The sequence below is a fragment of the Erythrobacter sp. WG genome (assembly GCF_026586795.1).
GTDB lineage: Bacteria > Pseudomonadota > Alphaproteobacteria > Sphingomonadales > Sphingomonadaceae > Erythrobacter.
This window is the reverse complement of the sequence record NZ_JAPFGY010000049.1, coordinates 1-11,003: the sequence shown is the minus strand read 5'-3', so window position 1 is coordinate 11,003 and position 11,003 is coordinate 1. Positions and strand designations below refer to the sequence as shown.

Genomic DNA, 11,003 nt, shown 5'->3' with positions numbered 1-11,003 from the left:
GCCGGAGACGGCCGCAGGGGACGGCGCCACGGCCCCGGCGTCGTCCCCTGCGACATCTCCTCCGGCAGCGCTCGCTCCCGCCGCTGCGCCTGCGCAGCCCGCGCCCGCAACGCTCCTCGCCGCAGCCGCGCCGGCCGATACCCCGACGCCCGCGCCAAGTCCCACACCCGACTCCGCGCCCCCTCCAACCCGTCAGGCGTCGACGATCGAGCAGGTCGGCGACCTGCGCGAGGCGCTGCGGTCCGCGCGGCCGGCAATGGTGCTCAACCATGCCGAATTCGGCGCGGTCGCGGTGCGGCTCGAGGCGCCCGGCGGCAGCGGCGAGGGCTGGCGCGCGGTGCTCGCCAGCCGCGACCCCGGCTTCGTGCCCGCCATCCAGGCGGCCCTCGCCGAGCGCGCCGTGGCGGCCGTGTCCCCAGCGGCAGCCGCGTCCGACAGCGGCCTGTTCGGCGGGCAGAATTCCGCGTCGCACGGCACCGGCGGCGAGCATCGCTCCGGGTCATCCCCTAGTGGGGGGCAAGGGGGCTCGCAACCATACCTCGGGCATTCCGGCTCGCGAGACGGCGAGGCTGCGCCGGACCACCGCCGCCCCTCGACCGCCGCCGCCCTCGCGGCCCGCGCCGAGGCGGAGGAGGGCGGTTCCGGCGGCCAGGCCCCGCCTTCGGGCGGGCTGTTCGCCTGACCGGCGCGGATGAGACATCGAGGGAGCTGACACGGTGGCCAAGGGCAAGGACAAGGGGGAAGCGGCCGAGGGCGGCGGCAAGGCCAAGGGCGGGGCGATCAAGCTCGTCCTCGGCGCAGTGCTGCTGCTCGGCCTCGGCGCGGGCGGGGCCTACGGCGCCTTCGCCATGGGCCTCATCCCCGGCATGGAGAAGAGCCATGAACCCGACGAGCCCAAGCTCGTGCTGAAGAACGAAGCCGATCCCTATCCCTTCGCCGGCGCCGGCAAGGAGGACAAGGACGCCCCCGCGCTCGTCTATGGCGAAGGCGGCAGCAAGTATCGCACCGCCTACTATTCCTTCGCCGACAGCTTCACCTCCAACCTTTCGGATTCGGCCGGGCTGGTGCAGGTCGAACTGGCGGTCTCGACCCGCCGCGACGGGCGGGTGCTGCAATGGGTCAAGACCCACGAGCTGGCGATCCGCTCGGCGCTGCTTGCCCAGCTGGCCGCCACCACGGAGGCCGAGGCCTACAGTGTCGAGGGCAAGAAGCGCCTCGCCGGGCGCCTGACCAAGGCGATCAACCAGGTGCTCGAGGAGAAGGAAGGCTTCGGCGGGATCGACGCTGTGCACTTCCGGGGGTTCCTGGTCCAATGAGGCTGTCGCACGATTTCGCGCCGGTCCGCGCTGCGGCGGTGCATTGCCCCGAGCTGACCAGCCGCGGGCCGCGCCCCGAGGAACGCAACGCGCTCGTGGCGGCATGGCGCCGCGATCTGGCGCGGCTGCTCGCCGACGATCTCTCGGCGCTGCTGTCGGGCGACCGGCTCGATGTCGCAATCGCCGAGCCCGAGCCGCTCAGCGGTGCCGATGCGCTGCGGCGCATCGGGCAGACGGCGGCGAACAGCCTGATCCGCGTCGGCGCGACCGGCGAGACCGCGCTGCTCAGCTTCGACTTCGCCACCGCCATCGCGCTCACCGACCGCAGCTTCGGCGGCGACGGGCGCATGGCGGGCAGCGTGCCCGAGGTGCTGCCGCGCTCGGCCGCGCTGCTGGTCGAGGAGGCGGCGACGATGATCGCGGCGGCGCTCACCCGCGCCAGCCATGGCGATATGCCGCCCCCCGCCGGCGCGGCCACCACGCGCGGCGAGGTCATCGTGCGCAGCGAAAGCGCGGCGCGGCTGAAGCCCTTCGCGCTCGACGCCGAGGCGCTGTTCGTCACCCTGACGATTGCCAACCGCCAGGGCTGCACGTGGCGCGCCAGCCTCGCGCTGGCGGCGGAGCGGTTCGCCCGCCTGCTGCCCGGCGGCGGGCGGCGGACGGCGCGCAGCCGTGGTCCGCGCCAGCCCGCCACCGGCCTTGCCGCGCCCTTCGCCGAGGTGCCGCTGCCGCTCCACGTGGTGCTCGCCGAATTCGACCTCTCGCTCGCCCGGCTCCAGACCCTCGCCCCCGGCGACACGATCCCGCTCGCTATGGGCCGGCAGGTGCCGCTGCTGGTGGGAGAGACGGTGCTCGCCCACGGCAGTGTCGGCACGGCCGCCGATCACATGGCGATCCGCCTGACCCGCTTTCCCGCTTCCCCTTCCGCTTCCGCTTCCGCTTCCGTCCCGTCCGCTCAGCAAGGTGCCCGGTCATGAACGCTTTCCAACCCGCTGCCTTCTCCCGCTTCGGCGATGTCGCCGTGCGCCTGTCGGTGGAGCTCGGCCGTGCCGAGATGCCGCTGCGCGACGTCCTGATGCTGGGCGAGGGGAGCACCGTGACGCTCGATCGCCTCACCGACGAGCTGCTCGACGTGACCGCCAACGGAAGGGTCATCGCGCGCGGGGAGGTGGTGGCCGAAAAGGGCCGCTTTGCCCTGCGCATCGTCAGCCTGGTGGGCGAGGACGGGCAGGACGTGCCCCCGCCGCCGGGCATGGCGGCGCCCGCGCCCGGCTATGCCCCCGCCGCGCCTGCCGCGGCGCCAGAGCCCGCGCCACTTGCCGAGACCGCACCGGCGGCCGCGCCCGAGGTCGATCCCGATCCCTTCAACCTCGACGAACTCCTGAAGTAGGGCGCGCCCGGTGCTCGAATACCTCCTGCGCCTCGCGCTGCTGCTGCCGCTGCTGGCGGGGCTGATCTGGGGGAGCCTGTGGCTGACCCGCTGGCTCCAGACCCGGCTCGGCACGGCACCCGGCGCCGCAGGAGGCACGCGCCGGCTCCAGCTCGTCGAGACAAGCTTCCTCGCCCCCGGCATCAAGCTGGCGGTGGTGCGCTTCCGCGACCGCGAGATCCTGCTGGGCTGCACCCGGCAGGGGCTGGTGCGGCTGGGCGAGGCACCCGCTGAAGCTGCGATCCTGCCGGAGTCGATCTGATGATGCGCCTTGCATGGCTCCGCATGGCGCTCGTGTGCCTTGCCGCGTTAACCATGTTTGCCCTCGCGCCCGCCATCGCCGAGGCCGCCGCGCCTGCGGCTGCCGCGCCCGCCGCCATGCCCGCGCCCGATCCGGTCAAGGCCGGGATCGGCGCGGCGGTGGAGCGGGCGCTGGGCGACAAGGGCGCGGGCGATGACACGCCCCTGAGCCTCTCGCTCCAGCTGCTGGTGGTGATGGGCCTCCTCACCATCCTGCCCGCGCTGGTGCTGATGATGACGAGCTTCCTGCGCATCCTCGTGGTGCTCGCGATCCTCAGGCAGGCGATCGGCTTGCAGGGATCGCCGCCCGGGCAGGTGCTGGCGGGGCTGGCGCTGTTCCTTTCGCTGTTCGTCATGGCCCCGACTCTCGATGCCGTGAACGTGCAGGCGATCCAGCCCTATGCCGCCGACGCGATCACCGCCGATGCTGCGATCGGCAAGGCGGGCGAGGCCTTCCACACCTTCATGCTGCGCCAGACCCGCGAGGCGAATCTCGCCATGTTCACCGACATTGCAGGCGGCGGCAAGTTCGAGAGCGGCAAGGACGTGCCCTTCTCGATCCTGCTGCCCGCCTTCGTCACCAGCGAATTGGAGACCGCCTTCCAGATCGGCTTCATGATCTTCCTGCCCTTCCTCGTCATCGACCTCGTCGTGGCGAGCGTGCTGATGAGCCTGGGGATGATGATGCTCAGCCCATCGATCATCTCGCTGCCCTTCAAGCTCTTGCTGTTCGTGCTGGTCGATGGCTGGGCGCTGCTGATGGGCTCCCTCGTCATGAGTTTCAGTTGATGCCCGAGGATACCGCCCTCCTCGCGCTCGCCGACCGGACGCTGTGGGTGACCGCGCTGATCGCCGGGCCCGTGCTGATCGCGGCGCTGGTCGTCGGCCTCGTCGTCGGGATCATCCAGGCGGCGACCTCGGTGAACGAACAGACGCTTTCCTTCATCCCCAAGCTCGCCATCACCGCGCTGGTCTTCGTGGTGCTGGGCGCGGCGATGATGGGGTTGCTCGCCGATTTCACCCGCGAGATCATGGCGCAGGTCGCCGCGCTGTCTGCGTGAGGGCGGGCGCATGAACGTCCTCGACTTCGGCTTCGCCAGCATCGAGGCGCAGCTGTGGCAGATCCTGTTCCTGTCGATCCGCTGCGGCGCCGCGCTGCTGGCCGCGCCGATGATCGGCGCGGTGTCGGTCCCGGCGCCCTTGCGCATCCTGCTGTCGCTCGTGCTCGGCCACTTCGTCGCCGCCTGGGTGCCGGTGCCGCCGCTGCCGGCGATGGCGAGCCTCGCCGCGATGCTGGCGGTGCTTCAGGAAATCGCGATCGGGTTGATGCTCGGCTTCGTCCTCCAGCTCGCCTTCGCCGTCCCGCTCGTCGCCGCCGAGCAGATCGCGGGCACCATGGGCCTCGCCATCGCCACCGCCATCGATCCGGCGAGCGGCGCGCAGAGCGGGGCGCTGGGCACCTTCCTCGGCCTTGTCCTCAGCCTGCTGTTCTACGCCACCGGCGCGCATCTGTTGTGGTTCGAGCTCCTGATCGAGAGCTACCGCCTGCTCCCCGCCGGGCCTTCCGCCTTTGCGGCATGGCAGGCGGAAAGCCTCGTCCTGTTCTTCGGCTACGGTCTTGCCGCTGCCGCCGCCATCGCCCTGCCGGTGGTGCTGGTGCTGCTGCTGGTGCAGATCCTCACGGGCCTGCTCGCCCGTTCGGCACCCGCGCTCAATCTCTTCGCGCTGGGCCTTCCCGCCGGGGTGCTGGCGGGGATCGCGGCGCTGATCGTCACCGTCCCGGTCATGGTCGGGCAGCTCAGGGATGTGCTCGCCGCCACGCTCGATCAGGTCGCGCTGCTGATCGGGGCGCCCTGACATGGCCGAGGAGACCCCCGGCGAGAAGACCTTCGACGCCACCCCTAAGCGCCGCGCCGATGCGGCGAAGAAGGGCGATGTCCTGCGCTCGAAGGAGCTTGCCACCGCCGCCGCGACCGGCGCGGGGGCGCTGGCGCTGCTGGGACTGGGGCACTGGCTGACCGCAGGGCTCGACACCATCGCCCGCACCGCGCTGACCTTCGACCGCGCGGGGCTCGATGCATTCGCGCCCGGAGAGGTCGCCGCCGCCGCCGCACGCGTGGTGCTGCCGCCGGTGCTGCTGCTGGGCCTTGCCGCTGCGGCCGCCGCCGCCGCTTCGCAGATGCTGCTCGGCGAGGGGCGCTTCAACGCCGCGAGCGCCGCCTTCAAGCCTTCGCGCATCAACCCGCTCGCCGGGCTCAAGCGGATCCTCGGCTGGCAGGGGCTGATCGAACTCGGCAAGGGCCTGCTCAAGCTCGCCCTGCTCGGAGCCATCGCGTGGTTCTGGGCGCAGGGGCGGCTCCCCGAGCTGCTGGCGCTCGGCACGCTTCCGCTCGAGGCGCAGCTCGCCCGCGCCACCGAGGCGATCACCTCGCTGGTCGGCGCGCTCATCCTCGGCCTCGTCGTCATCGCGGCGGTCGATTATCCGCTGCAACGCTTCCAGCGCGAAAAGCGCCTCAAGATGAGCTTCCAGGAGATCCGCGAGGAGCAGAAGGAGGCCGAAGGCTCGCCCGAAATGAAATCCGCCCGCCGCCAGCGCCAGCGCGATCTGGCGCGCGGAGGCGTGGCCAAGGCGATGAAGGACGCGCAGTTCGTGATCGTCAACCCGCTGCATTTCGCGGTGGCGCTGACCTATGATCCGGCCCGCGCGCCGGCCCCGCTGCTGCTCGCCAAGGGCCGGGGCGAAACCGCGCTCGCCATGCGCGAGATCGCGGCAGAGCAAGGCCTGCCGGTGCTGGAATATCCGCAGCTGGCCCGTGCGGTCTATTTCACCACGCGCCCGAACCAGATGGTGCGCGAGGAGCTGTATGTCGCGCTCGCCGCGCTGGTGGCCTTCGTGATGGCGCTGAAGCGCGGCCAACGCCCGCGCCGCCCGGTTGTTCAGGTGCCCGAAGCGCTGCGGTTCGATGGCGATGGAAGGCCGGACAGCGATGCTTAAACTTTCGCCCTTCTCACCGTCCTCGCTGTCATGACCACGACCTCCGGCTCCTCGATCATCTCGGCGCTTGGCGCGGGCAGCGGTGTTGATTTCATCAAGCTGGCTGCCGACATCTCCGCTGCGACCTTCGCAGCGAAGCGCGACCAGCTGACCGCGCGCAAGAGCACGCTCGAGGCGCAGATTTCGGCAGTCAGCCAGCTGCGCGGGGCGATCACCGGGCTCGCCAGCGCGCTGGGCGATCGGGTGCGCACGGGCGATCTTGCCGCTAGGCCGCAGCTTGCCAACCCCGCCGTCGCACAGGTCACCGTGCCCGCCGGCCTTTCGCCGAGCGGCAATTTCAGCCTCGAAGTCACGCAGCTCGCCCAGAGCCAGACCTTGCTGAGCCGTCCGCTCGCCAGCGCCGCCGACCTGGTGGGTCAGGGCACCCTCACCCTGCGCTTCGGCACCATCGCCAGCACCACCACCGGCGGCGCGACCACCACCACCTTCACGCCCGACGGGGCGCAGGCGGCCATCGACATCACCGTCACCGATACCGATACCCTCGCCAGCCTTGCCACCAAGATCACCAGTGCCAGCAATGGCGCCGTGACCGCCTATGTCGCCACCGGCACCGGCGGGGCGCAGCTGGTGATGAAGGGCAGGGAAGGCGCAGCGAGCGGCTTTGTCCTGGAAGCGACCGGTCAGGGCGGCGGCGCGGCAGCGGGCGATCTCGAATATTTCGGCTGGTCGCCCGCAGGCGATACAGGCCTTTTGCGCCAGACAGCCCGTGATGCCACCTTCCGGATCGACACGGTGGAAATGACCAGCCCGACCAATCGGGTCACCGGCCTGCCGGGCGGATTTGCCCTGAACCTCACGGCAACCAACACCGGCGCGCCCACCACGCTGAGCTTTGGCAACAACACTGCTGCTGTGTCCGGGGTGATGAACGATTTCGTTTCCGCGCTGAATGACATTGTCGGCCAGCTCAATGATCTCGCCGCGCCGGTGGGAGGCGAGCTGGGCAATGATCCCGGCGCGCGCGAATTGCGCCGGGATCTGGCGGGCCTTGCGGGCCGCGTGGTCATGCCCGGAGCGACCGGGACCGAGCCGCGCACGCTGGGTGACCTTGGCCTTGCGGTCAACCGCGACGGGACTTTCCGGCTCGATACGGCGCGGCTCAACCGTTCGCTCGAAACCAACCCCGAAGCTGTCGCGGCGATGTTCACCGTCGGCATCAACGGCGTGTTTTCCACGATGGACCGCTTCGCCCGCGAAAACAGCCTGATCACCGATCCCGGCTCGCTTGGCGGATCGCTCAAGCGGTACGAGACACAGATGGCCTCGAGCGACGATCGCCTCGCCCGGATTGCCGAAGAGCAGGAAGCCCTGCGGCTGCGCCTGACGCGCGATTTCACGGCGTCCGAACGGCGCGTTGCGGCCTCGCAGTCGACATTGCAGTTCCTGCGCCAACAGGTCGACATCTGGTCGGCGCGGGACCGGTAAGGGAGACGCGTGATGCAGATGCTCGCCCGCAACCCGGCCGCCGCCTATCGCCGCGTCGCGCTCGAGGCGCGGGTCGAGGCTTCGGGTAGCGCAGACCTCACCAGGATCTGTCTCGAGGAGGCTTGCGCCGCGCTCGGCCAGGCGTTGATCGCGCTTGACCGGGCTTCGCCCCCCCCTAGCGAGGCCTTGAACCGGGCCCAGACGATCATGCTGTGGCTGGCCCAGTCGGTCGCTTCGGAGCATCCGCTGCGCGACAGTCTCAAGGCCTTCTACGGCGGGCTGGCGGCGCAGGTGGGTGCCAATATCCTACAGCCCCGCGCCGCCGAGCTGGAGAGAATCCGCAGCGATATCATGGACCTGCTGCGCGCAGCGGGGTGATGCAGGGGCAATGTTTCACGTGAAACATTGCCGCCGGGGGCGTCAGGCGGCGATGAAATCCGCGATGATCCGCGCAGCGTCCGCCGGGTCCTGGAAGGGGTGGAAGTGGGTCATGTCGGGCCGGTAAAGGTCCACTCCCTGCGGCATCGTCCCCGCCAGTTCGGGCCAGGTCGGCGAGCTCTTGAAATCGTGGAGCGTGGTGTGCTGCGCGCGCACCACCAGCACCGGGATGTCCACCTGCCGCGCGGCATCGAGGATGCCGGGATTGCTGCGGCTCGATTCGTAGATGCTCGCCTCGGTTTCCGGCGTGCAGGCGAGCTCCATCCCCTCGCCCGAGGCGGCGGGGACGAGGCCGTGGCGGCAATAGTCCTCGAACACTTGGCGGTCGAACAGATCGTAGGGATCGCGCGTCCGGAACCGCGCGATCATCGCCTCCGCGTCCGGGAAGTCGCGCTTGCGGCGGGCGGCGGGGTGGCGGTTCTCCTGCCCGATCGCCATCGGCTGGGCGTAGTAATCGGGCGCGAGGATCACCGGATCGAACAGGACGAGGCGGCGCAGCAGGGCGGGATGGTCGGCCGCGACCTGAAGCAGCGTGTGCGCGCCCATCGAGTGGCCGACACCGACCGCGCCGGCCAGCCCGGCCTCGGCCATGACGGCGGCGACATCGCGCGCCAGGATGCGCCAGTCGTCGATCGGCCCGCCGCCGGTCCGCCCGTGCCCGCGCAGGTCGAGCGCCCAGGCGGGATGGGCGGGCAGGCGGGCGATCACCTCGTCCCAGACGCGGCCGTGGAACCCGGTCGCATGGGCGAAGACCAGCGGGACCGCGCCGCCCTCGGCCGGCCAGTAGTGGGCGGCAAGGGCGGTGCCCTCGACAGGGAAGAAGCGGGTTGCGGGAGCGGGGCGGGGCGCAGTCATCGCGGCGAGGAACCCGTTTCGCGCGCTCGAGTCAATCGCGCGCTATTCCGCCGGGGCGGGCATCGCGGCCTCGCCCTCGCCATCGCCATCGCCGCGGTTGCGGATGAAGCGCAGCGCCTCGGCGATGCGGTCGGGCGCGATCAGCTTGAGCAGGCCGAGATAGAGGCCGATGCCGATCAGCACGCACACCGCCAGCGCCGCCAGCGGCAGGAGCCCGGGCGGCAGCAGGTCGAGCACGCCCCGCACCAGCGCCGCCATCACCAATGCGGCGGCAAGCGGCGGCACCAGCGCGCGGGCCAACCCGTCGAGCCTGAGGCCGATGATGCCGCCCGACAGCACCACCGTCGCGCAGGTCAGCACCGCCATCCCGCCGACCCAGCCCCAGGCGAAGCCCTCGAGCCCCCAGTGCGAGCCGACGAAGAAGGCGCTGGACATCACCACCGAGCCGATCATCGTGATCCGGAGCGCCGCGAAGGGCACCCCGCGCGCATTGGTGGCGGGGGCGAAGAGGATCTGGAGCGTCATCATCGCCATCGCCAGGCAGAAGATCGGCAGCAGCGGGACAATCTCGTGCCATTGCTCGCCCAGCACCACCGGCACCAACACCGGCGCGACGGCGGCCATCCCGGCATAGCCCGGCAGTGCGACCAGCATCACCAGCCGGATCGTCGCCAGCAGCGCGCCCGCGCCGCTGTCGCCCTCGAGGCTCGCCTGCTGGCGCGAATAGGCGGCGAAGGCGACCTCGTTGATCGGCGGCACGAACTTGGCGGCGAGCAGCTGGGCGAGGAACAGCCCGGTGGTGTAGACGCCCAGATCGTGCGGATCGAGCACGCGGCCCGCGATCATCACGTCGGACTGGCTCTGCACGAACCAGAACAGCTGGGTGGCGGTCATCACTCCGCCGAAGCCGGCGATGTGCCCGGCGCCCTCGAAGCGGAAGGAGGGGCGGATCGGCGCGCACGCGGCCCGGGTCATGCCGATCGCTTCGGTGACGTACATCACCAGCGGGGCGCAGACCAGTGTCCACACCCCCCAGCCACCGAAGGCGCCGACCAGCGCGGTTCCCGCCCCGGCCACCGCCGAGACGAGCTTGACCTGCGCGGTCCGGCGGAAGTCCATGCGGCGCGAGAGCATCGCATAGGGCAGGGCGCAGAACGGGACGGTGAGATAGATCAGCGATTGCACCCGCAGCAGGTCGGCGACCAGCGGCTGGCCGAACCACAGCGCGACCAGCGGGGCGGTGAGGAACTGGATCAGCGCCAGCCCGCCGTTCAGCAGCATGAGCATCCCCAGCGCCTGGCGCAGCCGCTGCTCGCTGACTTCGGCCTCGCGGATCAGCGCGCTGGCGAGGCCCCAGCCGTTCATCGTGGCGAGCAGCGTGAGCATGACCTGCGCCATCGCGAACAGGCCGTAGTCCTGCGGGGCGAGCAGGCGGATGACGATCAGGGTCGAGGCCCAGGAGACGATCTGCGTGCCGATCTGGCTGCCCGAGCGCCAGATCACCGCGGTGCGCACCTGCGAGGCGAGCGAGGGGGCGGCAGGGCCCGTGTCCGGAGCGTCAGCCATGCGCGGCGATCCCCTCGGGCGCGGCGGCGTGGGCAGGCGCGGGAGCGGGCGGGCCCCATGCGCGCTCCAGCAGCCGCGCGGCGGCGGGGTGACGCACGAACAGCAGGTCGACGAGCCGGTAGCCCGCAACCGCGCCCATCTCGCGCTTGTAGCCGCTGTCGCCCGCGCCCATGTCGAGCACGTCCTGGCGATCGGCGATGCAATCGGCGAGGGTCCGATAGTTGGCGAGCTTGCCGATCTCGTAGCGGGCGAGATCGGCGACGTAGCTCCCGGCGATCCCGTATTGCACCGGGCCGTCGTCGCAATCGAAGGTGAAGGCCACCGCGCGGCCATCGAGCCGCAGGATCGTGGTGCAGAGCATGTCGGCGAGCACCGGGTCGGCGAGCGCCGCTTGCCACTGGGCGCGCTGGGCCGGGGTCAGGAACTTGGCGCCGCTGCCGTCGGTGTCGGTCGCGATCCAGCTCGCCGCCTCGACCGCGCCGAGCTCGGCGAGGATGGCCTCGTTCCAGTCGCTGCCGCGCACGTGCTGCCAGGTCGCGGTGCCGAGGCTTTCGAGGCGTCGCTCCATGCGGCGGATGCGCTTGGCGGTGGAGGCGCGCGGCCAGCCGGCGGCGCG

The 11,003-nt window shown here is 71.2% G+C and carries 14 protein-coding genes; 11 read left to right on the top strand and 3 right to left on the bottom strand.

The window, feature by feature from the left end:
• The 11 genes from OPU67_RS16100 to OPU67_RS16050 form a co-directional block, all read left to right on the top strand.
• A partial coding sequence (locus OPU67_RS16100) for a hypothetical protein (RefSeq protein WP_267621454.1) occupies positions 1-682 on the top strand: 682 nt, incomplete at its 5' end.
• Between the two features lie 34 nt (positions 683-716).
• On the top strand, positions 717-1,316 hold the full coding sequence (locus OPU67_RS16095) for a flagellar basal body-associated FliL family protein (protein ID WP_267621452.1): 600 nt from the start codon (positions 717-719) through the stop codon (positions 1,314-1,316).
• Complete coding sequence (locus tag OPU67_RS16090) at positions 1,313-2,293, top strand: flagellar motor switch protein FliM (protein ID WP_267621450.1); 981 nt, start codon at positions 1,313-1,315, stop codon at positions 2,291-2,293. Before OPU67_RS16095 ends, OPU67_RS16090 begins: the two co-directional genes overlap by 4 nt.
• On the top strand, positions 2,290-2,706 hold the full coding sequence (locus OPU67_RS16085) for a FliM/FliN family flagellar motor switch protein (protein ID WP_267621448.1): 417 nt from the start codon (positions 2,290-2,292) through the stop codon (positions 2,704-2,706). The genes OPU67_RS16090 and OPU67_RS16085 overlap by 4 nt, the downstream gene beginning before the upstream one ends.
• Before the next feature lie 10 nt (positions 2,707-2,716).
• A complete protein-coding gene (locus OPU67_RS16080; protein WP_267621446.1) occupies positions 2,717-3,007 on the top strand; it encodes a flagellar biosynthetic protein FliO in 291 nt (96 codons plus the stop codon).
• Positions 3,007-3,834, top strand: coding sequence for a flagellar type III secretion system pore protein FliP (gene fliP, locus OPU67_RS16075; RefSeq protein WP_420709038.1), 828 nt, complete (start codon positions 3,007-3,009; stop codon positions 3,832-3,834). Before OPU67_RS16080 ends, fliP begins: the two co-directional genes overlap by 1 nt.
• Positions 3,834-4,106 (top strand): flagellar biosynthetic protein FliQ, encoded by a 273-nt coding sequence (locus OPU67_RS16070; RefSeq protein ID WP_267621444.1) that lies wholly within the window; start codon positions 3,834-3,836, stop codon positions 4,104-4,106. The genes fliP and OPU67_RS16070 overlap by 1 nt, the downstream gene beginning before the upstream one ends.
• Positions 4,107-4,116: 10 nt before the next feature.
• Positions 4,117-4,902 carry a flagellar biosynthetic protein FliR gene (locus tag OPU67_RS16065; RefSeq protein ID WP_267621442.1) on the top strand — a complete coding sequence of 262 codons (786 nt, stop codon included), beginning with the start codon at positions 4,117-4,119 and terminating at the stop codon, positions 4,900-4,902.
• 1 nt (position 4,903) lies between these two features.
• On the top strand, positions 4,904-6,040 hold the full coding sequence (locus tag OPU67_RS16060) for an EscU/YscU/HrcU family type III secretion system export apparatus switch protein (RefSeq protein ID WP_267621440.1): 1,137 nt from the start codon (positions 4,904-4,906) through the stop codon (positions 6,038-6,040).
• A gap of 30 nt (positions 6,041-6,070) precedes the next feature.
• Complete coding sequence (fliD, locus tag OPU67_RS16055) at positions 6,071-7,528, top strand: flagellar filament capping protein FliD (protein ID WP_267621438.1); 1,458 nt, start codon at positions 6,071-6,073, stop codon at positions 7,526-7,528.
• Positions 7,529-7,540: 12 nt separating this feature from the next.
• Entirely contained in the window at positions 7,541-7,906 is a 366-nt protein-coding gene (locus tag OPU67_RS16050; RefSeq protein WP_267621437.1) for a hypothetical protein, read from the top strand.
• Between the two features lie 42 nt (positions 7,907-7,948).
• Here the strand turns inward: OPU67_RS16050 and OPU67_RS16045 are convergent, their stop codons facing one another.
• The 3 genes from OPU67_RS16045 to OPU67_RS16035 all read right to left on the bottom strand — a co-directional run.
• Positions 7,949-8,821, bottom strand: coding sequence for an alpha/beta fold hydrolase (locus tag OPU67_RS16045; RefSeq protein ID WP_267621435.1), 873 nt, complete (start codon positions 8,819-8,821; stop codon positions 7,949-7,951).
• A gap of 42 nt (positions 8,822-8,863) precedes the next feature.
• Positions 8,864-10,387: a lipopolysaccharide biosynthesis protein gene (locus OPU67_RS16040; RefSeq protein ID WP_267621433.1), complete on the bottom strand. Its 1,524-nt coding sequence runs from the start codon at positions 10,385-10,387 to the stop codon at positions 8,864-8,866.
• The coding region (locus OPU67_RS16035; RefSeq protein WP_267621431.1) for a GNAT family N-acetyltransferase at positions 10,380-11,003 on the bottom strand (624 nt) is incomplete at its 5' end. The genes OPU67_RS16035 and OPU67_RS16040, both read right to left, overlap by 8 nt.